This is a genomic window from Vibrio sp. VGrn 2, assembly GCF_009361695.1.
In the GTDB taxonomy this organism is placed as follows: Bacteria; Pseudomonadota; Gammaproteobacteria; order Enterobacterales; family Vibrionaceae; genus Vibrio; species Vibrio diabolicus.
This window is the reverse complement of sequence record NZ_RBWD01000001.1, coordinates 125,186-150,998: the sequence shown is the minus strand read 5'-3', so window position 1 is coordinate 150,998 and position 25,813 is coordinate 125,186. Positions and strand designations below refer to the sequence as shown.

Here is a 25,813-nt window from a genome sequence, read left to right as displayed (position 1 = left end):
TTGTTGTGTGGGAGAGGCTTAGCTTCTTAGCCCAATACCTTTCGTTACTAAGTAATGAGCAACGGCATACAGCGCTATCACAAACACCGCAAGCACACTGAATGAGGTGACAATACCCACATCCGATACGCCTAAAAAACCATAACGGAACGCATTCACCATGTAGACGATGGGGTTAATCTTAGAGACACCTTGCCAAAATTCAGGCAGTAAGCTGATGGAATAAAAAACACCACCCAAGTAGGTTAACGGGGTCAACACAAATGTAGGAATGATCGAAATATCATCAAACGTTTTTGCATAGACCGCATTGATCAACCCGCCTAGAGCAAATACAACGGATGTCATGAAGACGGTCGCAACAATAATGCCCCAGTGTTCAACTTGCAGATCCACAAACAATAGAGACACACAGGTAACAATAGCGCCTACTAACAAACCTCGAGTCACACCGCCCATTACGTATCCAGCAATGATCACGTAATTTGGCACTGGTGCCACCAGCAGCTCTTCAATATTCTTCTGTAGTTTTGCACTAAAGAACGAAGACGCCACATTCGAGTATGAATTGGTGATCACCGACATCATGATCAAACCTGGAACTATGTACTCCATGTAGCTAAAGCCGCTCATCTCACCGATTCGAGAGCCAATAAGATTACCGAAAATGATGAAATACAGTGTCATTGTGATTGCAGGCGGAACTAAAGTTTGCACCCAAATACGCGTAAAACGGGTGATCTCTTTGCTCAGCAAGCTACGAAATGCCGTCCAATATAAACCGTACATTTACTTACTCCCTTCTCTTACAATGCTGACAAACAACTCTTCCAGTCGGTTGGCTTTGTTACGCATTGAAAGAACTTTAATACCGTGCTCTGTTAACTGACTGAACACTGAATTCAATCCTTGGCTTTTATCTAGCTCTATCTCTAAAGAGCCATCAACAATACTTTGTCGATTGACGCCTTCAAGCTCAGGCACCTCGCCTTCAGATTCAATGTCTAGGATAAATGTCTCGACGCTTAACTTACCTAGCAACGCCTTCATGGTGGTGTTTTCAATCAACTCACCCCGGTTGATAATGCCGATATTTCGACACAGCATCTCCGCTTCTTCTAGGTAGTGCGTCGTCAAAATAATCGTAATCCCTTGCTCTTGGTTGATCTCTTTCAGAAATTCCCACATTGAGCGGCGTAGTTCAATGTCCACCCCAGCCGTTGGTTCATCCAAAATGAGCAACTGCGGCTCGTGCATCAAAGCTCGGGCGATCATCAAACGGCGCTTCATTCCGCCAGATAAATTACGGGCACGCTCTTTACGTTTTTCCCATAAATCGAGTTTTTTCAGGTACTTTTCAGCTCGTTCTTTGGCTAATACTTTAGACACACCGTAATAGCCCGCTTGCTGCATCACGATTTGTTCAACAGTTTCAAACTGATTGAAGTTGAACTCTTGTGGCACCAAGCCTAAATTCTGTTTGGCCAACTCAAGGTCGGTATCAATGTCATAACCGAAAACTTTCGTCGTCCCAGAAGTTTTGTTCACTAAGGAAGAGATGATGCCGATCGTGGTCGATTTTCCTGCACCATTGGGACCCAGAAGCGCGTAGAAGTCACCCTTTTTCACTTGGAGACTAATACCTTTTAACGCCTCAAAGCCACCTGCATACGTCTTGCGCAGCTGTTCAATTTCTAATGCGTACATAAGGTCGTGATTGCCGTTTGTTTGTGATTACTAATACCGACTCAATGTTTATCAGCGGTTTACTACGAAATCGCCTTGGGTATTGTACTGGAGGTCCATCAGTTTATCGTTGAATAACGATGATTACAATTAAACCTTTCGATAATATTGGAAATATAGTCCCTATCAACGTAAAGGTTATCTGCAAGTAAGGAAAAGTTAGGGAATAAAAAACGCAACAGAGCGCTGTTGCGTTTTTAACGATCAGAGTGATTACGCCGTTATACGCTGATACTGGTCCGCCTCGACATGTGCTACCGCCGCATTCAATGCTTCATAACGGAATTGGTACATATTGTCATTCGGGACAAGATCAATAACGTGGAACTTTTCTAGCTGTTCTCGCGTGCGCTCATTTGGACACAACAAATACACGGCACAATTAGCATCGAGCGCATCTTTAATCGCGTTTTCTAACGCTAAACCGACAGTAACATCAATCATAGGTACATCGGTAAGATCGAGAATCATCACATCATAATCCGAAATACTGGAGTGCTGGCGTGAAATTGCCTTAGAAACACTGAAGATCATTGGGCCCGAAAGATAAAAGAACAGTACTTTGCCATTGGCGCGATCAAGCAAGCCACGCTCGCTGTCAGTTAGCGGCACATCGTCTTCATCCGCGTCGCTGATCGCTTTCACTTGTCTCGCCTGTTCTCGGCTCAGACGCTCAATGATAATAATGTTGGAAATAAAGACGCCCAAGCCCACGGCAACGATAAGATCAACGAACACTGTGAGCAACATAACGCCATACATTACCGCCATTCCGGAAAAGCTAACCTTGTGTGCTCGTTGAATAAAACTCCAATCCAAAATGTTAAAGCCGACATATACTGCAATGCCAGCCAACACAGCCATTGGGATCGGCTCCGTTAATCCCCCCGCAACCAATACGACCAATGCAAGCATAAGTGCACGAATCACACCGGACAATGGCGAACGAGCCCCAACTTGAATGTTAGTCACCGTGCCCATCGTTGCGCCCGCGCCAGGTAGAGCACCGAACAAGCCTGAGATCATGTTGGCAAGACCTTGGCCTCGCAGTTCTTTGTCTGAGTCGTGCTCTTTACGAGTCAAGGAGTCACCGATAACCGCCGTTAACAAAGTGTCGATACAACCTAAGGTGCCGAGCACCAACGCATCAATAACCATCTCAACAAACATATCTGGATCAATATGAGGTGCAACGAGAGAAGGCAATCCTGCCGGGATTTCACCGATACGACGAATGTCTTCCGTATCGAAGAACATCACAGACAATAAAGTCACCGCAACCAACGCCACGAGTTGCGCTGGTACATATTTTCGATATTGCTTAGGGAAGAAAAAGAGAATACCCAAAGTCAGTAGACCTAAAAACAGTTCACTGAACTTAAGGTTAGAAATGGTCTCCGGCAAAGCAGATAATGTTCCGAGCACTCCTCCAGAAGGAGCAGCATGCCCCATCAAAGGTGATAGCTGCAAAATGATAAGAATCACGCCAATCCCTGACATAAAGCCCGAAATCACGCTATAAGGCATCAAGGTAACGTATTTACCCAGTTTTAACGTCCCTAATAGGATTTGGAACGCGCCAGCCATCATAACAACCGTGAAGGTCATGGCCATGCCCGTTTCTGGATACTTCGCCATCATACTGGTTAACACAGCGGTCATGATTACCGTCATTGGCCCTGTTGGTTCTGATATTAACGTATTAGAACCACCAAACAACGAAGCAAACAAACCGACCATTATTGCGCCCCAGAGGCCTGCTTCTGCCCCTGCACCGGATGCAACACCGAACGCTAACGCCAAAGGAAGAGAGATAATCGCTGTGGTTACCCCGCCAAATACATCCCCTTTGAAATTAATATCTTCAAAACGACTACCGAACACTGCTGATTTCCCTGCATTCAATTTTAAAAAGTAAAATGTCATTACTTTAACGAGCCAGGCGAAAATTTAAACCATAAATAGATTAAGGCTAAATTCACACCACAAATAATTAGGCCTAATTTTACGTTTTTATTGATGAAAACTAGTCAGATGAGTCCTGTCTGACGAATATTTAACGGGATCGAAATTGTAACATTGTGTATAGTTACAACACTGATCGCTTGCATGTTCATATAAGCGGCAGCGCTTTTGTCTTTTAAGGGAAGTAGTTTGCAAGATGCCGGAAATTAAACAGTTATTTGAAAACAATTCAAAATGGTCTCAAGAGATCAAATCTGATCGACCTGAATACTTCGCAAAACTCGCAGAGGGTCAAAAGCCCGATTTTCTTTGGATTGGCTGTTCTGATAGCCGTGTCCCTGCCGAGCGACTAACCGGACTATACTCGGGTGAACTATTCGTTCATCGGAATGTTGCAAACCAAGTCATCCATACTGATCTCAACTGTCTGTCCGTCGTTCAATACGCCGTAGACGTTCTTAAGGTTAAGCACATCATTGTCTGTGGACACTATGGCTGTGGTGGCGTAAACGCTGCCATTGATAACCCTAAGCTAGGTCTTATTAATAATTGGCTGTTACATATCAGAGATATCTATTTCAAACACCGCACTTACCTAGATCAAATGCCGCAGCAAGATCGAGCAGATAAACTAGGCGAGCTTAATGTCGCAGAGCAAGTGTACAACTTGGGTAACTCAACCATCCTGCAAAACGCTTGGGAGCGTGGGCAAGATGTTGAAATTCATGGCGTGGTATACGGAATTGAAGATGGTCGTTTAGAGTACTTAGGCATTCGTTCTAACTCTAAGGAAACCGTAGAAGCGTCTTATCAGAAAGCCCTTTCGACGATTCTAAATACAGACAATAAGCTGCTTTGTCGCTAAGCTACATCTAAAAGTTGAACAAAAAACGCCCATCTGAGATGGGCGTTTTTTTGTATTTTTAATGCTGCTCTCAATGATTATTCTTGAGGTACAACTTTACCGATGTATGGTAAGTGGCGGTATTTCTGCGCGTAATCAATACCCACACCAACGACAAACTCATCTGGGATTTCGAAACCAATCCAATCCACAGGAACATTCACTTCACGACGAGATGGTTTATCTAGGAGCGTACAAATCGCGATAGACTTCGGCTCACGCAGCGATAAGATCTCACGGATTTTATTTAGTGTGTTACCTGTATCAATGATGTCTTCAACAAGCAAAATGTCTTTGCCTTTGATGTCATCATCCAAATCTTTCAAGATACGAACGTCACGTGAACTTTCCATTGTGTTGCCGTAGCTTGACGCAGTCATAAAATCAACTTGGTGAGTCAGTTCGATAGCACGTGCCAAGTCTGCCATAAATACAAATGAGCCACGCAATAAGCCTACCAACACAAGATCTTCACTACCTTGATAACGCTCTGTAATTTGTTTGCCTAATTCACGAACTCGTTCCTGAACTTCTTGCTCAGAAATCATGACTTCTATTGTATGTTTCATACTGTGCTCAATCTAATTTGTGGGTTGAGGTAAGTCGCACGCAAACGATCACCTAATCTTACGGCGTGTAGTGTATCACCACGTTCATTGGGTTGAAAGTCACATCCTGTTGCCAAAAAATCTTGGAAGAAGGTCTTAGTTTTATAAAGTTCATAGCTAATTTTATCAATAATAATGACATTACTGTATATAAATTGTTCTACAGATGTTGACCTTGTTGATATGCACCATTACACTCATCACTGCTTTAAGCAACTATTAAAATAATCAATTAGGGGGTTACCCCCAATATCAACTCAAATGGCAAGGAAAATGGATATGGACTCAATTGCAAAGAGACCTAGAACTAGGCTTTCCCCGATTAAGCGTAAGCAACAGTTAATGGAAATCGCATTGGAAGTGTTTGCGCGCCGCGGCATCGGTCGTGGTGGTCATGCAGATATCGCAGAAATTGCTCAAGTTTCTGTGGCGACCGTTTTTAACTACTTCCCGACTCGTGAAGACTTGGTGGATGAAGTACTCAACCACGTCGTACGTCAGTTCTCGAACTTCCTATCGGATAACATTGACTTAGACTTACACGCGCGTGAAAACATCGCCAATATTACTAATGCGATGATCGAGCTTGTCAGCCAAGATTGTCACTGGCTAAAAGTTTGGTTCGAGTGGAGCGCTTCAACACGTGATGAAGTATGGCCATTGTTTGTTTCAACTAACCGTACTAACCAGTTGCTGGTACAAAACATGTTCATTAAAGCAATTGAACGTGGCGAAGTATGTGACCAGCACGATTCAGAACACTTGGCAAACTTGTTCCACGGTATTTGTTACTCACTGTTTGTCCAAGCGAACCGAGCAAAAAGTGAAGCGGAACTTAAGCACCTTGTTAGTTCATACTTAGACATGCTCTGCATTTACAACCGTGAACACTAAAGCTTAACTCGCAATATATGTCAGCCCACCGTTTGGTGGGCTTTTTATTGTCTGCTGTCAGCCGAGCACACGTTTATATTCCTAACTAACAAACATAAAAAAACCGCTGCAATGCAGCGGCTTCTATCATTCAGTCAGAAGAAACTTACTTCTTCTTAACTGCTTTTTTGTTTGGCAGGTCAGTGATAGAACCTTCAAATACTTCAGCAGCTAGACCTACAGACTCGTGTAGAGTTGGGTGAGCGTGGATAGTCAGAGCGATATCTTCTGCATCACAGCCCATCTCGATCGCAAGACCGATTTCGCCTAGTAGTTCACCACCGTTAGTACCAACGATAGCACCACCGATTACGCGGTGAGTTTCTTTGTCGAAGATTAGCTTAGTCATACCGTCTGCACAGTCAGATGCGATTGCACGACCTGATGCTGCCCATGGGAATGTCGCCACTTCGTACTTGATGCCTTCTTCTTTCGCTTCTTTTTCAGTCTTACCAACCCAAGCTACTTCTGGCTCAGTGTACGCGATTGAAGGGATAACTTTAGGGTCGAAGTAGTGCTTCTTACCAGAGATAACTTCAGCTGCTACGTGACCTTCATGCACACCTTTGTGAGCAAGCATTGGTTGACCAACGATATCACCGATCGCGAAGATGTGAGGAACGTTAGTACGCATTTGCTTATCAACGTTGATGAAGCCACGCTCGTCAATTTCTAGACCCGCTTTTTCACCGTCGATTAGCTTACCATTTGGTACACGACCGATAGCAACTAGAACCGCATCGTAACGCTCAGCTTCAGCTGGCGCTTTCTTGCCTTCCATTGAAACGTAGATACCGTCTTCTTTTGCTTCAACTGCTGTTACTTTCGTTTCTAGCATTAGCTTGAACTTGTCTTTGATACGCTTAGTAAATACTTTCACGATATCTTTGTCTGCTGCAGGAATTACCTGGTCAAACATTTCAACAACTTCAACTTTAGAACCTAGAGAGTGGTAAACCGTACCCATTTCTAGACCGATGATACCACCACCCATGATAAGCAGTTTTTCTGGCACTTCTTTTAGTTCAAGAGCGTCAGTAGAGTCCCAAATACGTGGGTCTTCATGCGGGATAAATGGCAGTTTGATTGGACGAGAACCAGCCGCAACGATTGCGTTGTCAAAGTTAACAACTGTTGGCTCACCTTCGCCTTCTACAAGGATAGAGTTAGGGCCAGTGAACTTACCGTAACCGTTAACTACTGTTACGTTACGCATCTTAGCCATACCGCTTAGGCCGCCAGTTAGTTGGTTAACAACTTTTTCTTTCCAGATGCGGATTTTGCTGATGTCTGTTTGAGGCTCACCGAACACAACGCCGTGTTCAGCCATCGCTTTAGCTTCTTCAATTACTTTAGAAACGTGAAGCAGTGCTTTAGATGGGATACAACCCACGTTCAGACATACACCGCCAAGCGTGCTGTAACGTTCAACTAGTACAGTTTCAAGACCTAAGTCCGCACAACGGAATGCAGCGGAGTAACCAGCAGGACCAGAACCAAGTACAACAACTTGGGCTTTAATTTCTTTGCTCATTTTGACCTCTTGTAGTCATTATCCCTAACAGGCTGAGTGGGTATCGATTTTTTATGTTTAAGAGAGATTTGTTTTAAACAGTTGTTTTCAGACCGCTAACAGTTTACAGAGATGTTAATGGTGTGAAAAGTAAATCAATTTAGCCTGTGAGCTAGACAACAATTCGATTGTGAAAACCCTGAACGAAGCAAGGCTGATAACCAAATTGTCGGTAATTATGATTAGCAGAGGCGGCTAAGTTGCCGCCTCTCATTCATCTAATTTCTATTACAGAACTAGACGACGAATGTCAGATAGACATGAGTTTAGGTAAGTGATGAAGCGCGCACCTTCAGCACCATCGATCACACGGTGGTCGTATGATAGAGATAGTGGAAGTTGTAGACGCGGTTCGAACTCTTTACCGTTCCATACCGGTTTCATTTCTGACTTAGACACACCTAGGATACCAACTTCTGGCGCGTTTACGATTGGAGTAAACGCCGTACCGCCGATACCGCCTAGGCTAGAGATAGTGAAACAGCCACCTTGCATGTCAGCAGCAGTTAGCTTGCCTGCACGTGCTTTCTTAGAAACAGCCATTAGCTCTTCAGATAGCTCGTAGATGCCTTTCTTGTTCACGTCTTTAAATACAGGAACAACTAGACCGTTTGGTGTATCTACCGCGATACCAACATTCACGTATTTCTTCAGAATTAGGCTCTCACCGTCTTCTGATAGAGAAGAGTTGAACGCTGGGAACGCTTCAAGCGCTTTAGCTACCGCTTTCATGATGAACACAAGTGGCGTGATCTTCATGCCAGTGTCTTTCTTCGCTTCAATCGCGTTTTGCTCTTTACGGAATGCTTCAAGAGCCGTAATGTCTGCGTTATCCCACTGTGTAACGTGCGGGATCATTACCCAGTTACGGTGTAGGTTTGCGCCAGAGATCTTCTTAATGCGAGATAGCGGTTGAACTTCTGTCTCACCAAACTTGCTGAAGTCCACTTTTGGCCATGGTAGTAGACCAAGAGCCGCGCCGTCGCCTTTACCAGATGCTGCTGCACCTGCGCCAGACTCAAGACGCTTAAGTGCATCTTTCACGTAAGCTTGAACGTCTTCTTTTAGGATACGGCTCTTACGACCAGAACCTTTAACCTTAGAAAGGTTAACGCCAAATTCACGTGCTAGACGACGAACAACTGGAGACGCGTGAGCGTACTCATCGTTTTCTTTGAAATCGCCAGTCGCTGCTGGAGCTGGAGCTTCTGCTTTAGGAGCCGGAGCCGCAGGTGCCGCTGCAGGAGCTGGAGCTGGAGCTGCTGCAGGAGCAGGTGCTGCGCCCGCCACTTCGAATACCATGATTAGTGAGCCAGTAGACACCTTGTCGCCAGCTGCAATCTTGATTTCTTTAACCGTACCAGCAAATGGTGCAGGAACTTCCATAGAAGCTTTGTCACCTTCAACAGTGATTAGAGATTGCTCTTCTTCCACTGTGTCGCCAACGGCAACCATGATCTCAGTAACTTCAACTTCGTCGCCGCCGATATCTGGAACGTTCACTTCTTTTGCCGCAGACGCTGCTGGAGCTGCTGCCGCAGGAGCTTCAGTTGCCGCTGGTGCTGCTGGAGCGCCTGAACCTGCTGTTTCGAACACCATGATAAGTGAGCCAGTCGATACTTTATCGCCTGCTGCAACCTTGATCTCTTTTAGAGTACCTGCGAATGGCGCTGGAACTTCCATAGAAGCTTTGTCGCCTTCAACAGTTAGAAGAGATTGCTCTTCTTCGATGCTGTCGCCAACGGCAACCATGATTTCAGTAACTTCTACTTCATCACCACCGATGTCTGGTACGTGAACTTCTTTTAGTTCTGCCGCTGCTGCTGGAGCTGGAGCTGCTGCTGGAGCTGCTTCTGCCGCAGGAGCAGGTGCAGCGTCAGCTGCACCCTCGGCTTCGAAAATCATGATTAGAGAACCAGTAGAAACTTTGTCGCCTTCTGCAACTTTGATTTCTTTAACGATACCCGCTTGAGAAGCAGGAACTTCCATAGAAGCTTTATCGCCTTCAACTGTGATCAGAGACTGCTCTTCTTCAACCTTGTCGCCAACGCTTACAAGAATCTCAGTAACTTCAACCTCATCCGCACCGATGTCTGGTACATTAATTTCGATTGCCATTTCTTATCTACCTTCTTAATTAAGCGTATAGCGGGTTTGTTTTCTCTGTGTCGATGTCGAATTTCTTAATTGCTTCTGCAACTACAGATTTCTCAACTTCGCCACGTTTCGCTAGTTCAGTTAGCGCTGCTACTACTACGTAACCTGCGTTCACTTCGAAGTGACGACGTAGGTTTTCACGGCTGTCTGAACGACCGAAGCCATCAGTACCAAGAACTTTGAAAGACTCAGCAGGAATGTATGCACGAACCTGCTCTGCGTAGTTCTTCATGTAGTCAGTTGCTGCGATAGCAGGCTCAGTACCCATTACTGTTTGGATGTAAGGTACTTTCGCTTCCGCTTCTGGGTGAAGCATGTTGAAACGCTCTGCATCTTGGCCATCGCGAGTTAGTTCGTTGAATGACGTTACAGAGTAAACATCAGAAGCAACACCGTAATCTTCGCTTAGGATTTGAGCTGCTTTACGTACTTCATTCATGATAGTACCAGAGCTCATTAGCTGAACTTTCGCTTTGTCGCCCGTGTAAGTTTCTAGCTTGTAGATACCTTTACGGATGCCTTCTTCAGCGCCTTCTGGCATTGCTGGCATTGCGTAGTTTTCGTTCATTAGCGTTAGGTAGTAGAACACGTTTTCTTGTTCTGGACCGTACATGCGACGGATACCGTCTTGCATGATTACTGCTACTTCGTACGCGAATGTTGGGTCGTAAGAAATACAGTTAGGAACCGTACCCGCCAAAATGTGCGAGTGGCCGTCTTCGTGCTGTAGACCTTCACCGTTCAACGTTGTACGACCCGCAGTTGCACCTAGTAGGAAACCACGTGCTTGTTGGTCACCAGCCATCCACGCCATGTCGCCAACACGTTGGAAGCCGAACATTGAGTAGTAGATGTAGAACGGGATCATTGGTAGGTCGTTTGTCGAGTATGAAGTCGCAGCAGCAACCCATGAAGACATAGCACCTAGCTCGTTGATACCTTCTTGTAGAACCTGACCTGAAGTCGCTTCTTTGTAGTAAGAAACAACGCCACGGTCTTCTGGTGTGTAAGTTTGGCCGTGCGGGTTGTAGATACCGATTTGACGGAACAGACCTTCCATACCGAATGTACGTGCTTCGTCAGCAATGATAGGAACGATGTTCTTACCAATGTTCTTGTTCTTAAGTAGAACGTTTAGCGCACGTACGAAGGCCATAGTAGAAGAGATATCACGCTTCTGTTCTTCTAGTAGTGGCTTGAATTCTTCTAGCTCAGGAACGATGAATTCTTGAGTGAATTTTGGTAGACGCTGTGGTGTGTAGCCGTGTAGCGCTTTACGACGAGCGTGTAGGTATTCGTACTCTTTTGAACCTTCTTCAAGTTTCAGGTACGGAAGTTCTTTCACAGCTTCGTCAGTTAGGATGTCTTGAAGACCTAGACGATCACGTAGGTGTAGTACGTGAGTCATGTCCATCTTCTTAACTTGGTGCGCGATGTTCTTACCTTCAGCCGCTTCACCCATGCCGTAACCTTTAACAGTCTTAGCTAGGATTACTGTTGGACGACCTTTAGTTTCTGCCGCGTTTTTGTATGCCGCGTATAGCTTAGAAGACTCGTGACCACCACGCTTAAGTGCGAAGATTTCGTCATCAGTCATGTCAGCAACAAGTGCCGCTGTCTCAGGGTACTTACCAAAGAAGTGCTCACGTACGTACGCGCCATCTTTAGATTTGAATGTTTGGTAGTCGCCATCGATCGTTTCGTTCATAAGCTGTAGAAGCTTACCAGAAGTATCTTTAGCTAGTAGTGAATCCCAGTTGTTACCCCAGATTACCTTCACTACGTTCCAACCAGCACCTTTGAACAGACCTTCAAGTTCTTGAATGATCTTACCGTTACCCATTACAGGGCCATCTAGGCGCTGTAGGTTACAGTTGATTAGGAAACATAGGTTGTCTAGTTTCTCACGCGCAGCGAAAGAGATAGCACCACGTGATTCTGGCTCATCCATCTCACCGTCACCTAGGAACGCGTAAACGCGCTGCTCTGAAGTATCTTTAAGACCACGGCCTTCTAGGTACTTAAGGAAACGAGCTTGGTAGATAGAAGCGATTGGACCTAGGCCCATCGATACTGTCGGGAACTGCCAGAATTCAGGCATCAGTTTAGGGTGCGGGTATGAAGGAATACCTTTGCCGTCTACTTCTTGACGGAAGTTGTCTAGCTGCTCTTCAGTTAGACGACCTTCAACGAATGCACGTGAGTAGATACCTGGTGAAATGTGACCTTGGTAGTAAACTAGGTCGCCACCGTCCTTCTCGTTTGGCGCACGGAAGAAGTGGTTGAAACATGTCTCGTAGAACGCAGCAGAAGACTGGAAAGACGCCATGTGGCCGCCTAGCTCTAGGTCTTTCTTAGATGCACGTAGAACGATCATGATAGCGTTCCAACGAATAATTGAGCGAATACGACGCTCAAGTGTTGTGTCACCTGGGTATGCTGGTTCTTGGTCTGCAGGAATCGTGTTGATGTAGTTAGTTGTGATACCTGTTGGCATATCAACACCGTCTAGACGTGCTTTGTCTAGAACTTGCTCTAATAGGAATTGAGCACGCTCTAGACCTTCTTCACGTACAACTGACTCAAGCGCTTGTAGCCATTCTTGAGTTTCCAGTGCATCTACGTCATGCTTCATATCAGACATGGCGATCTATCCTTCTGTTGGTTGGATCTACTTATTTAAGTAACGCTCTTACGAGTCATTACCCTGCTGAATTCGACGTAGAGAACGCTCTCGTCGAGACTCTTCTCGAGTCAAATCCAACAATGTTTCTTCGATGTAAGCCAAGTGCGAGTGGGACATTTCTCGCGCCTTTTCAGGCTGACCAGAAACAATCGCATCCACGATATTGGCTCGGTGTTTACTGACTTTCTCGACCGCTTCTGGGCGGCGACGTAGTAATTTAAAATTTTGTAGAATATTTTGCTCAAGCAAAGGCGCTAAGCTTCGAACAATGTGCAACAAAACCACGTTGTGCGCGGCTTCTGTCAAAGCGATCAAAAATTGCATCACTTCCGCAGATTCAGCTTCGATATCGTTGTTTGCTTGCTCTTGGCTAATACGCTCAAGGCAACCTTGAATACGCGCAAAATCTTCTTCGGTACCACGTAAAGCTGCAAAGTAAGCTGAAATTCCTTCCATTGCATGACGAGACTCAAGCACATCAAGCTGGGTTTCAGAATGACTAGACAACAAATTCAACAAGGGATCTGAAAAGCTCTTCCAGATATTCTCACTTACGAATGTTCCGCCACCTTGGCGACGAGTTAACAAACGCTTCGCTTCTAAGCGTTGAATGGCTTCTCGGACTGAAGGACGAGACACATCGAACTGTCTTGCCAGTTCACGCTCTGGAGGCAGTTGTTGCCCCGGAGACAATGTTCCTTCCACTATCAACCTTTCTAACTCTTGTTCTATAACATCAGAGAGTTTTGGCTGACGAATCCTTTGATAAGCCATAATTTATTGTTCTTCTACTCTTGCAGGTAATTGGTAATACCAATTTTAAGTTGGTGCAGAAATTAACATAATTAAAACGCCACTGTCCAGCCGAAAATTGACCTAAATCATAGAACGAGCTTACTTCCAACACTCTGATAACAATCGACTGTTAAAACAGCAATAGAATTGGTATGACCAATTACATAAAGCATACAAATGGGAAGTCGACGTGCTAGCAGTTTTGGAAAAGAAATACAGAAAATGACAAAATTATCAGTCTATTTATTCACCAAAACGGCATGTGCGAGCGTAAAAATGTAGTTAACTTTTAACAATCATTAATATTTCTGGTATCAAAAAAAGGCATACCTGATCGTATGCCTTATTTATTTCGCTTTTTTGAATTTACACTTTCGCTACAAATCAACGCTGTATAAGCAGTCTATATTTCACCCAATCAAAGCTTAGACCAGGATCGCTTTTTCTCAAGGGCGCAATATATTGATGACCGGTAATTCGTGGCGGGGTGATTTGAGGATAAGACTGCATAATCACCTCAGTGATCTCTGCAAGTGATTGATATTGAGCTTCTGTGTAGGCAGTAAATTCTGTCCCTTCAAGTTCGATACCAATGGAATAATCATTACAACGCTCCCTGCCCGCGAAACTGGATTGACCGGCATGCCATGCTCTATCGAGAAAAGAAACAAATTGAACGACCTCGCCGTTTCTCTTAATCAAGCAATGTGCAGAAACGCCCATTTTGTGAATAACTTCAAAAAATGGATGTGTATTTGGGTCTAGCTTGCCAGTGAAGAAGTCCTCTATATACGGTCCACCAAACTGCCCAGGAGGCAAACTGATATTATGTACCACCAGCAAAGAGATGTCGTTTATATCAGAGCGGGCATCAAAAAATGGTGACGGAACATGCTTTGCCTGTGTCAGCCAGCCATTCTCGATAATTGGGCGCATATCAACCTCTCTACTTTGCAAATTAACTGCTGAAATTATTGACACCGGAGAGTATCATTCGTTGCCATCTCCCTTTCAAGACAAGATTTGCGATGAAGAACACACACAACATTCAAGAACGCCTAGAATACCTTAAACAACAACTCCCTTTAGAGATCACTCGCTCTGTCGCTGATACCTTAAAAGAAGATCTAGGTGGCAATGTCGACGCAGATAACGACATTACTGCATCTTTGATCCCTGCCGATGCGGTTAATACCGCAACGATTATTACTCGCGAATATGGTGTGTTCTGTGGTCAAGCATGGGCTGATGAAGTTTTTAAACAGCTCGGTGGTAAGGTCAGCATTGAATGGCACGTAAAGGACGGCGATAAAGTCGAACCCAACCAAACCCTTTGCACGCTGACAGGCCCTGCTCGTGATTTGTTGACAGGTGAGCGTAACGCAATGAACTTCATCCAAACGCTGTCTGGCTGCGCAACAGTTACCGCAGAGTACGCTGAAAAAATCGCGCATACTGAGTGTCGTCTACTAGACACACGCAAAACCATTCCTGGTCTGCGTAGCGCACTAAAATACGCCGTGACGTGCGGTGGTGGCTTTAACCATCGCATCGGTGTGTTCGATGCTTACCTTATTAAAGAAAACCACATCATTGCTTGTGGCGGTATTACTCAAGCGATCCAAAAAGCGAAAGAGCTTAACCCAGGCAAGCCAGTAGAAGTAGAAACGGAAAGCTTAGAAGAGTTGAAACTAGCTATAGACGCTGGTGCCGACATCATCATGCTCGATAACTTCACAAAAGAAATGATGCGTGAAGCCGTAGCGATTAACGCAGGTCGTGCCGCTTTAGAGAACTCAGGTAACATTACGCTAGAGACCATCGCAGAATACGCAGAAACTGGTGTCGATTACATTTCGGTAGGCGCGTTGACTAAGCATCTAAAAGCGATGGATCTTTCGATGCGCTTCAAATAATAAAAGCAACACAATCTAAATTACTTCAACTAACTCAGTGAGTTGTGAGTAATTCATCATTAAAAAGGGCCAATAGGCCCTTTCTTTTTATCCATTAAAAAATAGTACTACTCGCAAAACTCTGCATGCAATATGCAACTTTCTACCAAAGAGTTTTATCTCACTCGAGAGCCCATCTCTTCCCCATTTTCAACCCACCTTAACTCTCCATAATCTTTCGCTAATGCAAGAGCATTATTAATTTTTAGGAAAGGGTTAAAAATGAAAAACAGTAAACAGAAGAAACAACAGGGTTTTACTCTGATCGAATTGATGATTGTAGTGGCTGTGATTGGTGTCTTGGCGGCAATTGCAGTGCCTCAATATCAAAACTACGTCAAAAAAGGAGCATTGGGTACTGCTTTAGCGAGCGCAAGTGCACATAAAACGATCGTCGAAGATCACATCGCATTCTCAAACTCTTTCCCTTCAATCTCAGCAGCATTTGGAATTGGAACAATTACAGCTACCTCAGGTGCTTTGGCAACAGGTACTTCTACGAATGACATTGTTGCAGAGGTAACCGAAGGTTCAGGCACTGGTGCAACTATAACTCTTAAGCGTGATGTTGACGGAAATTGGACTTGTGAAAACTCCTTGAGTTCCGATATTTCTATTTCAGGATGCTCTTAATTGTCATTGTTAACAAACCTCTCAACAGTTCTTCGCCAAGCTGGGATACTGACCTTTTCCCAAGAAGAGCTGTTACTTGAGCAAGCTAAAGCTTCTGGTATATCAATGCCAGAAGCTTTACTCAATTCTGGCTTTTTCCAATCTCATGAATTAACGGAGCACCTAAGTTCTGTTTTCGGGCTTTCTTGCACTTCTCTCAATCAATACGAATACGCTTCGTTATGCCAAACGCTAGGTTTGCGAGATTTGATCACTCGGCACAACGCTCTGCCGCTTAATCGCACCTCATCAACTTTGATTCTCGCGGTTGCCGATCCAACCAATCTTCAAGCCGAAGACGACTTTCGTTTTGCAACAGGTTTGCAAGTCGAACTTGTTCTGGCGGATTTTCGTCAACTCAGCGCGGCAATTCGACGCTTATATGGTCGTTCATTGAGTCACGAGAAGTCTGGATTAAAAGAGATCAACCAAGAAGAGTTAGCCAATCTGGTTGACGTGGGCGAAGATGAAATCGACAACATTGAAGACTTGAGCCAAGACGAGTCACCCGTCAGCCGTTACATAAACCAAATTCTGTTGGACGCTGTGCGCAAAGGCGCATCCGATATCCACTTTGAACCTTATGAAAAGATGTACCGCGTTCGCCTACGCTGTGATGGCATCTTAATTGAAACACAGCAGCCACCAAGCCACTTAAGTCGCCGCTTATCCGCTCGTATCAAAATCCTCTCTAAGCTTGATATTGCAGAGCGACGTTTACCACAAGATGGGCGTATTAAGCTCAAGTTGAATCAAGACACCGCGATTGATATGCGTGTATCCACGCTACCGACTCTATTCGGAGAGAAAATTGTATTACGACTACTCGACAGCAGCTCTGCGTCACTGGATATCGACAAGCTTGGTTATAGCGAACAACAAAAACAATTGTACTTGGATGCGCTGCGTCGCCCACAAGGCATGATTCTGATGACAGGCCCAACTGGGAGCGGGAAAACCGTTTCTCTGTACACTGGGCTGAGTATTCTCAATAAACCAGAAATCAACATTTCCACGGCAGAAGACCCAGTAGAAATTAACTTATCGGGCATTAACCAAGTTCAAGTTCAGCCTAAGATTGGTTTTGGTTTTGCCGAAGCATTGCGCTCTTTTCTTCGTCAAGACCCCGATGTGGTAATGGTCGGTGAGATTCGTGACTTAGACACTGCGGAAATCGCCATAAAAGCATCGCAAACCGGTCACTTAGTACTTTCAACCTTACATACCAATTCTGCGGCTGAAACGGTGATTCGTTTATCAAACATGGGCGTAGAAAGCTTTAACTTGGCCTCCTCTCTTAGTTTGATTATTGCCCAGCGCTTGGCCCGTAAACTGTGCTCGCACTGCAAACAATCACAAGAGCTTACCGTTCAGCTACAACATCTCGGAATTCAAGCAAGCGACAACATTTTTAAAGCCAATCCCGATGGATGCAATGAGTGTACCCATGGTTATTCCGGCCGAACGGGGATTTATGAAGTGATGCGCTTTGATGAATTTCTTTCCGAAGCGCTTATTAAAGGCGCCTCGGTACATGAACTAGAAAAACTCGCCATCGCAAATGGCATGAGCACGTTACAAATGTCGGGCATAGAAAAACTCAAACAAGGGATCACAAGTTTTAGTGAACTACAGCGCGTACTTTATTTTTAATCCTTTAATCAGCAATCACCTCTATGAAAAGCACTACACCACAACTTAAAAACTTCCGCTGGAAAGGCATCAACAGTTCAGGCAAAAAGACATCTGGACAAACCCTCGCGATGACGGAAATTGAAGTACGCGAGCGTCTAGACGCACAACACATCAAGATCAAGAAGTTAAAGAAAAGCAGTATCTCGTTTCTCACTAAACTCAGCCATCGCGTGAAAGGCAGAGACATCACGGTGTTTACCCGTCAGATTTCGACGATGTTGATAACTGGTGTCCCCTTAGTTCAGGCTTTAAAATTGGTCTCAGAAAACCATAAAAAAGCAGAGATGAAATCCATTTTGATGAGCGTAACACGCGCCGTCGAAGCGGGTACGCCCATGTCAAAAGCCATGCGCACTGCAAGTGAACACTTTGACCCACTCTATACCGACCTTATCGCAACAGGTGAGCAATCCGGTAACTTAGCAGAAGTATTCGAGCGCTTAGCCACCTACCGAGAAAAAAATGAACAACTCCGTGCGAAAGTGATCAAAGCACTGATTTACCCAGCCATGGTAGTGCTAGTAGCGTTAGGCGTGTCGTTTATCATGCTCACCAAAGTCATTCCCGAGTTTGAAAAAATGTTTGTTGGTTTTGGTGCTGATTTACCTTGGTTTACCAGGCAAGTATTAGATCTTTCCGCCTGGACACAAAACTGGAGTCCGTTTATCACACTAGGCTCCATTAGTTTATTCATCTCGGCGAGAATCCTCTCTAAGCGTTCAGATTCTTTTCGCTTAATGCTCAACCGCTCTGTGCTTAAATTTCCTGTTCTGGGCCCTGTATTATCAAAAGCCGCTATTGCCAAATTTAGTCGAACACTCGCCACAAGCTTTACAGCGGGTATTCCAATTCTAACCAGTTTAAAAACCACATCAAAAACCTCAGGAAACTTACACTATCAACTCGCCATAGAAGAAGTTTACCGTGATACCGCCGCAGGTATGCCAATGTATGTTGCCATGCGTAACTGTAATGTGTTCCCTGAATTAGTGTTACAAATGGTCATGATCGGTGAAGAGTCTGGTCGACTTGACGATATGCTCAATAAAGTTGCAACGATCTACGAGTTTGAAGTCGATAACACCGTCGACAACCTTAGTAAAATTCTAGAGCCGCTAATTATCGTTTTTTTAGGCATCGTTGTTGGCGGATTAGTGACAGCAATGTACTTGCCAATCTTTAACTTAATGAGTGTATTAGGCTAGAATGAGCTGTTAACTCCTTTAAAACAGCATCTTGCTAATTTCACTCATCGCTCAAGAGACAAATATGGAAGTATTCCAGTACTACCCTTGGCTATTCGTTGTGTTTGCCACCATCTTCGGTCTGATCGTGGGTAGCTTCCTCAATGTGGTTATTTATCGACTACCTAAAATCATGGAACTAGAATGGCGACGCGAATGTGCCGAGTCATTTCCTGAATACAAAATAGAACCTCCTAAAGAAGTGCTGACCTTGAGCGTCCCACGCTCCTCCTGTCAGAAGTGCGCAACGCCGATACGTATTCGAGACAACATCCCTGTGATTAGCTGGCTGCTTTTAAAAGGCAAATGCCACAACTGTCAGACAGCCATTAGCGCACGCTATCCACTGATTGAACTGCTCACTGCGTTCTGCTCAGCCTTTGTCGCTTACCACTTTGGTTTTAGTTACTTTACCGTTGCCCTACTCTTTTTCACTTTTATCTTAATCGCCGCAACATTTATCGATCTCGATACTATGTTGTTACCTGACCAATTAACATTACCATTAACTTGGGCTGGCATTGCCTTAGCATTAGTCGAAATAAGTCCTGTTACTCTACAAGATTCTGTCATTGGTGCTATTGCTGGTTACCTATGTCTCTGGTCCGTTTACTGGGGCTTTAAGCTACTTACTGGTAAAGAAGGAATGGGATATGGTGATTTTAAACTACTAGCAGCACTAGGGGCTTGGCTGGGCTGGCAGTCACTGCCGATGATCATTCTACTTTCTTCTGTGGTTGGCATCGTATTTGGCATCATTCAACTACGCTTGCAAAAACAGGGAATTGAAAAAGCTTTTCCTTTCGGTCCTTACTTAGCAATTGCTGGTTGGATAAGCTTAATTTGGGGCGACCAGATTTTAAACTGGTACTTTACTTCAGTTCTAGGAGTGTAAATGGCTTTGGTTATTGGTTTAACAGGTGGTATCGCTAGCGGTAAAACAACCGTCGCGAATCTGTTCAAACAACAATTTAAAATCGATATCGTCGATGCCGACATTGTAGCAAGAGAAGTTGTCGAGCCAGGCACTCCCGGCCTAAACGCGATTATTGAACATTTTGGTCACGATATAGTTCGTGAAGACCAAACTTTAGATCGCGCAAAGCTGAGAGAGAAAATCTTTTCAAACTCAGATGAAAAAGCATGGCTCAACGCACTGTTGCACCCGATAATTCGTGAAAAGATGATCGAAGATTTGCAGCAAGTCACCTCAGAGTATGCGTTACTTGTGGTGCCGTTGCTCGTAGAAAACAAGCTAGACAGTTTGTGTGATCGAGTTCTTGTCGTCGATGTAGAACCGAATACACAGATATCTCGCACGATGAAACGAGACAATGTGAGTGAAGAACAAGCTCGCGCTATCCTTGCCTCTCAAGCATCAAGAGAGCAAAGACTCGCGCTTGCAGACGATGTGGTTAAGAATAATCCAAGTGACCCAGATCTTTTGCTTCAAATCACAGATTTGCACGAAAAGTACCTAGCCATGTGTAAGAAAAATCTGCGAAAATAGGAACGAAACTCACAAAGGCTTATGTCGATGACCACGCACAAATTTGAACATCCGTTAAATGAGAAAACTCGTATTTATCTAAGAGTGGAGTCTCTGCTGCGTCAGGCTCACTTGGCCTCTGGGTTTAGCGAAAATCACCAGTACCAACTGTTTTTTCGTGCGTTATTCGATATGGTTGAAATCTTCGAACAGATCCAGCTGAAAAGTGAACTGGCCAAAGATTTAGAGAAACAACGACTGTCGTACCGCCATTGGCTCAATGTTGATGGTGTCGATCAAGACGCATTAAATACCCTACTACAAGAGATAGATGTCGTTCATAGCCAACTGATGGGTGCAGAGCGTTTTGGTCAAGCACTAAAAGAAGATCGCTTCCTAAGCTCTATCCGCCAACGCTTTAATCTACCGGGTGGTTCATGCTGTTTTGATTTGCCAGCGTTACATTACTGGCTTCACCTACCCATTGAACGTAAAAAGCATGATGCACAGCAGTGGCAAGTAAGCTTAAAGCCCTTATCTGATGCGCTTTCGCTATGGTTGAAACTCACCAGAGAGACCGGACATTTCAAAGCTCAAATCGGTCGTGCGGGTTTCTTCCAAAGTGACGCTGATGAAGCTAATATTCTAAGACTTCACATCCCAATGGAATATGGCGTTTATCCTATGATTTCTGGCCATAAAAACCGCTTTGCGATAAAGTTTATGTCGTTTGAAAACGGTCAAGCGTGCACACAAGATATTGAGTTTGAACTTGCTGTGTGCAGCTAAGACTCACCCCCACAATCTAAAATTCAACGCTTTATTGTGCGTATATTGGATAAAATTTCGTAGCAGCAATAGCGCGTTGAATAAGCCATCTTGAATTCATTTAGGTATACTACCCTTTAACACCAATTAGTAATGGGACGCTCAACTATGTCTAAAATTACCATCGTTCAATGCCCACAATGTGGCGCCGACGTAGAATGGGGAGAACAAAGTCCTCATCGCCCTTTCTGCAGTAAACAATGCCAAATGATTGATTTTGGTGAATGGGCAGATGAAGAAAACACCATCCCAGGCGCCCCCGATATGTCCGACAGTGATGGCTGGTCTGAAGACCAGTATTAATTGAGGCACTAGGGTAAAGGAATATCCTAGGCTCCTTCTTGGGGAGTCTGAATCACGCTCTTTCGTCGCTGTCCAGAGTGACGAATTTTAACCGCGGAGCCCTGTAATCTTTGGTCATCATTTGCCGTCATTCCGAGGAGCCATAGCGACATCAGGAATCTACTCACTGTAAGGACACTTCTGAAGTTGACGACTTAAACACTAGTGCTTTCGGCTAGTAGATTCTGAATCCCGCTACTTCTTCGCTATCCAGAATGATGAATTTTAACCATTGCGGTCTGCAATCGGTATTCATTCACCCCTTTTCAACTCTGACTATTTTGATGACCTAGCAAAGCTATTTTTATTCGAGCAAGGCAGAGGCGCGGAGTATATGCCAGTGCATGAGCATCGGCAGTTCAGGTCGGATGAAAAGAAAACGAGCAAGCTAATTACACAAATAAAAAAACGGAGCCCTAAAAGGACTCCGTTTAAGATGAGAACGCTAGTTATAGCATTACTTCTTAGCAAGTTTCTCTTTGATACGAGCAGACTTACCAGAACGCTCACGTAGGTAGTACAACTTGGCACGACGTACTGCACCACGGCGTTTAACTTCGATGCTATCAACGATTGGAGAGTGTGTTTGGAACGTACGCTCAACACCTTCACCGTTAGAGATTTTACGTACAGTGAAAGCAGAGTGTAGACCACGGTTACGGATTGCGATTACAACGCCTTCGAAAGCCTGTAGACGCTCACGGTCACCTTCTTTTACCTTAACTTGAACTACAACAGTGTCACCTGGTGCAAATTTAGGTAGGTCTGATTTCATTTGCTCTTCTTCAAGAGCTTTGATGATGTTACTCATTTTTTAAATTCCTAGAATAAACTGATACTAAATAAATTAGGTTACTTTGCGTTATGTTCACTAATGACTTTATGTTCATTAACAAACTCGGCAAGTAATTGTTCCTGTTCGTCAGTCAGAGCTAGGTTTTCCAGGAGCTCTGGTCTTCTAAGCCAAGTTCGGCCCAGCGACTGTTTTAGTCGCCATTGACGAATGTCCTTGTGATTGCCTGACATCAGTACCGCTGGTACTTCTTTGTCATCCAATACTTCTGGACGCGTATAGTGAGGGCAATCTAACAAGCCATTTGCAAAAGAGTCTTCTTCTGCTGACGCGAAATCCCCTAGTACACCCGGAACAAACCGAGAGACAGAGTCGATTAACGTCATGGCTGGTATCTCACCACCCGTCATCACAAAATCACCAATCGACCATTCTTCGTCGACTTCAGATTGAATGATGCGCTCATCTACCCCTTCATAACGACCACAAATCAGAAGCAAGTTCTCATTCGTTGCCAGTTCTTCCACTCCTTTCTGGTCGAGCTTGCGACCTTGAGGAGAAAGGTAGATGACTTTCGTCTTGCCCGGTGAGGCTGCTTTCGCGGTATGAATGGCATCGCGCAAAGGCTGAACCATCATTAACATACCAGGGCCACCACCGTAAGGTCGATCATCGACAGTGCGATGTTTGTCGTGAGTAAAATCTCTAGGATTCCAAGTCTCAATCGACAAAAGACCTTTTTTAACCGCTTGACCTGTTACTCCAAAATCAGTAACAGAACGGAACATTTCTGGAAAAAGGCTAATAACGCCAACCCACATGTTTATCTCGCTCTGTAATTTTGGAGATTAGAATCCAGGATCCCAGTCAACTTCGATCCGTTGAGCTTCGCGATCAACATTAATGATCACTTGCTCTTCAAGGAACGGGATTAATCGTTCCTTCTGCCCGAAAGCATCTTTAAGATTTGCTTTAACAACCAGAACATCGTTTGAGCCAGTTTCTAGCATGTCAGTAACGACACCTAGATCGTAACCTTTAGTGGTTACAACTTGCATCCCAAACAATTCGCGCCAGTAGAACTCATCTTCTGACAATTCAGGAAGTACCGCAGGGTCAATAGCAATTTCAAAGTTCGTCATTAGATGCGCGTCTTCACGAACATCCATGCCTTCCAGCTTAGCCACCATACCTTTGTTATGGCGCTTCCAGCTTTCTACTTTGTACTCAACCCACTTACCCTTTTGGTTAATGTACCAAGGGCTGTAATCGAAAATGCTTTCAGCATTGTCTGTGTAGGAAAAAACCTTAAGCCAACCTCGAATGCCGTAAGTAGCACCAAACTTGCCTACAACAATCTTTTCGTTGCTCATTGTTTCTTTACCTTTCATCGACATAAACTAGTTTCTACTTTTCAAGTAAAAATTAAGCCGCTTTTTGAGCGTCTTTAACTAGCTTAGCAACGCGGTCAGATACAGACGCGCCTTGACCAACCCAGTGGTTAACGCGGTCTAGGTCTAGACGTAGACCTTCTTCTTGACCTTTAGCAGTTGGGTTGAAGAAACCAACTTTCTCGATGAAACGGCCAGTTGCAGCGTTGCGGCTGTCCGCTACTACGATTTGATAAAATGGACGCTTTTTAGCGCCGTGACGTGCCAAACGAATGGTTACCATGTCGTCCTCTTTGCTTTCTCAAAAATAAAATTAACCCCAAAAACCATTCAAGAAATTAAATAGTTTGGGGTCTCGTGCCAAAATAAAGCTCCGGAATTTTACTCTTCTCCCGGAGCAATGCAAGGAGTTTAGTTACTTTTTCACCAACATAAATTGAATTTAAAGTTTGTGACGTACCTAACACCCTGAATCTATGCGTAATCGATTAATTAACGACCAAATGGGTTGAAGCCACCGCCTCCACCCATGCCGCCCATCATGCCTTGCATGTTGCGCATCATGCCTTTCATGCCACCTTTTTGCATCTTTTTCATCATCTTCTGCATTTGGGTGAACTGTTTTAGTAAGCGGTTTACGTCTTGAACCTGCACACCAGAACCAGCCGCAATACGTTTCTTGCGTGAGCCTTTGATAATCTCTGGGCGTTGACGTTCTTTCATTGTCATGGAGCTGATGATCGCTTCCATCTGCTTGAACATCTTGTCATCGACTTTGTCTTTCACATTGTCTGGTAGCTGAGACATGCCAGGAAGCTTATCCATCATGCCCATCATGCCGCCCATGTTTTGCATCTGGCCTAGCTGTTCACGGAAATCTTCAAGGTCGAAACCTTTCTTCTCTTTGAACTTCTTCGCCAGCTTTTCTGCTTTTTCTTGGTCAACGTTGCGTTGAAGGTCTTCAATTAAAGACAGAACATCACCCATGCCAAGAATACGTGAAGCAACACGATCTGGATGGAACGGTTCTAGCGCGTCAGTTTTTTCACCGACACCCAAGAATTTGATTGGTTTGCCCGTTACATGGCGTACTGACAGTGCCGCACCACCACGAGCATCACCATCAACCTTAGTTAGAACCACACCAGTAAGAGGTAGCGCATCGCCAAAGGCTTTTGCGGTATTTGCTGCGTCTTGACCCGTCATGGCGTCAACAACAAATAGCGTTTCTACTGGGTTGATAGCTGCGTGAAGATCTTTGATCTCCCCCATCATCTCTTCATCAATTGCCAAGCGACCTGCGGTATCGACAATCAATACGTCGTAGAATTTTTTCTTCGCATGGTCAATCGCTGCATTGGCGATATCAATAGGCTTCTGGTCTGGTGATGATGGGAAGAAGTCAACACCGATATCTGATGCCAGCGTTTCAAGCTGCTTGATTGCCGCAGGGCGGTAAACGTCGGCAGACACAACCAAGACTTTCTTCTTGTCACGTTCTTTTAAAAGCTTAGATAGCTTACCTACCGATGTGGTTTTACCCGCACCTTGTAGACCCGCCATAAGAAGCACAGCAGGTGGTTGAGCGGCAAGGTTTAGCGCCTCATTCGACTCACCCATTACGGCTTCAAGTTCTGTTTGAACGATCTTGATAAATTCCTGACCTGGAGTCAGAGATTTAGAAACTTCTACACCTACCGCTTTTTCTTTAACGCGGTTAACAAATTCACGAACAACCGGAAGCGCAACGTCAGCTTCAAGTAAGGCCATTCGTACTTCACGTAGGGTCTCTTTAATGTTGTCTTCGGTCAGACGACCTTTGCCACTGATATTTTTCAGCGTTTTGGATAATCGATCCGTTAAATTCTCAAACATCTTTGTCTCTTCGCTAAAATGGCGATTAATTAGTGTGAGTATACATTAGCCAAGGTCTGAGTCATACCCGTACCGCTGCTCTATTCTTGTCTCTATTTCTATATGGTGCGGTAACTTATTAATTTCAATATCTCATCTCTCACGATTGATGTCGGATATAAC

At 44.5% G+C, this 25,813-nt stretch carries 24 protein-coding genes; 10 read left to right on the top strand and 14 right to left on the bottom strand.

The features are described from left to right. Window positions 1–18 precede the first annotated feature (18 nt). The 3 genes from D8S93_RS00810 to D8S93_RS00800 all read right to left on the bottom strand — a co-directional run bounded on the left by D8S93_RS00810 (window position 19) and on the right by D8S93_RS00800 (window position 3,630). Window positions 19–789, bottom strand: a complete 771-nt coding sequence (locus tag D8S93_RS00810) for an ABC transporter permease (protein WP_005396714.1) — start codon at window positions 787–789, stop codon at window positions 19–21. Beyond that, window positions 790–1,707: an ABC transporter ATP-binding protein gene (locus D8S93_RS00805; protein WP_005396713.1), complete on the bottom strand. Its 918-nt coding sequence runs from the start codon at window positions 1,705–1,707 to the stop codon at window positions 790–792. 252 nt (window positions 1,708–1,959) lie between these two features. Then, window positions 1,960–3,630, bottom strand: coding sequence for a SulP family inorganic anion transporter (locus tag D8S93_RS00800; RefSeq protein WP_114323662.1), 1,671 nt, complete (start codon window positions 3,628–3,630; stop codon window positions 1,960–1,962). A 277-nt stretch (window positions 3,631–3,907) separates the two neighbouring features. Between D8S93_RS00800 and can the strand changes: the two genes are divergently transcribed. Further along, window positions 3,908–4,576 (top strand): carbonate dehydratase, encoded by a 669-nt coding sequence (gene can / locus D8S93_RS00795; RefSeq protein ID WP_005379996.1) that lies wholly within the window; start codon window positions 3,908–3,910, stop codon window positions 4,574–4,576. A 77-nt stretch (window positions 4,577–4,653) separates the two neighbouring features. Here the strand turns inward: can and hpt are convergent, their stop codons facing one another. Continuing rightward, window positions 4,654–5,184 (bottom strand): hypoxanthine phosphoribosyltransferase, encoded by a 531-nt coding sequence (hpt, locus tag D8S93_RS00790; RefSeq protein ID WP_005379995.1) that lies wholly within the window; start codon window positions 5,182–5,184, stop codon window positions 4,654–4,656. A gap of 318 nt (window positions 5,185–5,502) precedes the next feature. Here hpt and opaR point away from each other — a divergent pair, with 318 nt between their 5' ends. Next, complete coding sequence (gene opaR, locus D8S93_RS00785; protein ID WP_031780576.1) at window positions 5,503–6,117, top strand: transcriptional regulator OpaR; 615 nt, start codon at window positions 5,503–5,505, stop codon at window positions 6,115–6,117. Window positions 6,118–6,262: 145 nt separating this feature from the next. Here the strand turns inward: opaR and lpdA are convergent, their stop codons facing one another. The 5 genes from lpdA to ampD all read right to left on the bottom strand — a co-directional run bounded on the left by lpdA (window position 6,263) and on the right by ampD (window position 14,303). Beyond that, entirely contained in the window at window positions 6,263–7,690 is a 1,428-nt protein-coding gene (gene lpdA / locus D8S93_RS00780; protein ID WP_152811616.1) for a dihydrolipoyl dehydrogenase, read from the bottom strand. A 267-nt stretch (window positions 7,691–7,957) separates the two neighbouring features. Beyond that, the gene (aceF, locus tag D8S93_RS00775; RefSeq protein WP_152811614.1) at window positions 7,958–9,847 is read right to left on the bottom strand and encodes a pyruvate dehydrogenase complex dihydrolipoyllysine-residue acetyltransferase; all 1,890 of its coding nucleotides are present in this window, start codon (window positions 9,845–9,847) and stop codon (window positions 7,958–7,960) included. A 19-nt stretch (window positions 9,848–9,866) separates the two neighbouring features. Next, complete coding sequence (gene aceE, locus D8S93_RS00770; RefSeq protein WP_005396679.1) at window positions 9,867–12,530, bottom strand: pyruvate dehydrogenase (acetyl-transferring), homodimeric type; 2,664 nt, start codon at window positions 12,528–12,530, stop codon at window positions 9,867–9,869. 48 nt (window positions 12,531–12,578) lie between these two features. Beyond that, window positions 12,579–13,346 (bottom strand): pyruvate dehydrogenase complex transcriptional repressor PdhR, encoded by a 768-nt coding sequence (gene pdhR / locus D8S93_RS00765; RefSeq protein WP_005396680.1) that lies wholly within the window; start codon window positions 13,344–13,346, stop codon window positions 12,579–12,581. A gap of 405 nt (window positions 13,347–13,751) precedes the next feature. Next, window positions 13,752–14,303 carry a 1,6-anhydro-N-acetylmuramyl-L-alanine amidase AmpD gene (gene ampD / locus D8S93_RS00760; RefSeq protein ID WP_152811612.1) on the bottom strand — a complete coding sequence of 184 codons (552 nt, stop codon included), beginning with the start codon at window positions 14,301–14,303 and terminating at the stop codon, window positions 13,752–13,754. A 92-nt stretch (window positions 14,304–14,395) separates the two neighbouring features. On the opposite strand from ampD, the gene nadC reads away from it, so the two are divergent. The 8 genes from nadC to yacG all read left to right on the top strand — a co-directional run bounded on the left by nadC (window position 14,396) and on the right by yacG (window position 21,553). Continuing rightward, window positions 14,396–15,283: a carboxylating nicotinate-nucleotide diphosphorylase gene (gene nadC, locus D8S93_RS00755; protein WP_152811610.1), complete on the top strand. Its 888-nt coding sequence runs from the start codon at window positions 14,396–14,398 to the stop codon at window positions 15,281–15,283. 261 nt (window positions 15,284–15,544) lie between these two features. Further along, window positions 15,545–15,955, top strand: a complete 411-nt coding sequence (locus D8S93_RS00750) for a pilin (protein WP_152811608.1) — start codon at window positions 15,545–15,547, stop codon at window positions 15,953–15,955. A gap of 6 nt (window positions 15,956–15,961) precedes the next feature. Next, complete coding sequence (pilB, locus tag D8S93_RS00745; protein WP_152812055.1) at window positions 15,962–17,647, top strand: type IV-A pilus assembly ATPase PilB; 1,686 nt, start codon at window positions 15,962–15,964, stop codon at window positions 17,645–17,647. A 23-nt stretch (window positions 17,648–17,670) separates the two neighbouring features. Beyond that, on the top strand, window positions 17,671–18,894 hold the full coding sequence (locus tag D8S93_RS00740; RefSeq protein ID WP_152811606.1) for a type II secretion system F family protein: 1,224 nt from the start codon (window positions 17,671–17,673) through the stop codon (window positions 18,892–18,894). Between the two features lie 64 nt (window positions 18,895–18,958). Beyond that, window positions 18,959–19,828, top strand: coding sequence for a prepilin peptidase (locus D8S93_RS00735; protein WP_152811604.1), 870 nt, complete (start codon window positions 18,959–18,961; stop codon window positions 19,826–19,828). Further along, window positions 19,829–20,443 (top strand): dephospho-CoA kinase, encoded by a 615-nt coding sequence (gene coaE, locus D8S93_RS00730; RefSeq protein WP_047008979.1) that lies wholly within the window; start codon window positions 19,829–19,831, stop codon window positions 20,441–20,443. Between the two features lie 27 nt (window positions 20,444–20,470). Then, the gene (gene zapD, locus D8S93_RS00725; RefSeq protein ID WP_012841416.1) at window positions 20,471–21,211 is read left to right on the top strand and encodes a cell division protein ZapD; all 741 of its coding nucleotides are present in this window, start codon (window positions 20,471–20,473) and stop codon (window positions 21,209–21,211) included. Between the two features lie 147 nt (window positions 21,212–21,358). Beyond that, window positions 21,359–21,553: a DNA gyrase inhibitor YacG gene (gene yacG / locus D8S93_RS00720; protein ID WP_005396692.1), complete on the top strand. Its 195-nt coding sequence runs from the start codon at window positions 21,359–21,361 to the stop codon at window positions 21,551–21,553. A gap of 496 nt (window positions 21,554–22,049) precedes the next feature. Here the strand turns inward: yacG and rplS are convergent, their stop codons facing one another. The 5 genes from rplS to ffh form a co-directional block, all read right to left on the bottom strand. Then, entirely contained in the window at window positions 22,050–22,403 is a 354-nt protein-coding gene (gene rplS / locus D8S93_RS00715; protein WP_005379971.1) for a 50S ribosomal protein L19, read from the bottom strand. Window positions 22,404–22,444: 41 nt separating this feature from the next. Next, window positions 22,445–23,206, bottom strand: coding sequence for a tRNA (guanosine(37)-N1)-methyltransferase TrmD (gene trmD / locus D8S93_RS00710; RefSeq protein WP_005396693.1), 762 nt, complete (start codon window positions 23,204–23,206; stop codon window positions 22,445–22,447). A 27-nt stretch (window positions 23,207–23,233) separates the two neighbouring features. Continuing rightward, window positions 23,234–23,782 carry a ribosome maturation factor RimM gene (gene rimM, locus D8S93_RS00705; RefSeq protein WP_005379964.1) on the bottom strand — a complete coding sequence of 183 codons (549 nt, stop codon included), beginning with the start codon at window positions 23,780–23,782 and terminating at the stop codon, window positions 23,234–23,236. Between the two features lie 28 nt (window positions 23,783–23,810). Then, a complete protein-coding gene (rpsP, locus tag D8S93_RS00700) occupies window positions 23,811–24,059 on the bottom strand; it encodes a 30S ribosomal protein S16 (RefSeq protein WP_005379962.1) in 249 nt (82 codons plus the stop codon). A gap of 209 nt (window positions 24,060–24,268) precedes the next feature. Continuing rightward, window positions 24,269–25,651: a signal recognition particle protein gene (gene ffh / locus D8S93_RS00695; protein WP_005385423.1), complete on the bottom strand. Its 1,383-nt coding sequence runs from the start codon at window positions 25,649–25,651 to the stop codon at window positions 24,269–24,271. Window positions 25,652–25,813: the final 162 nt, after the last annotated feature.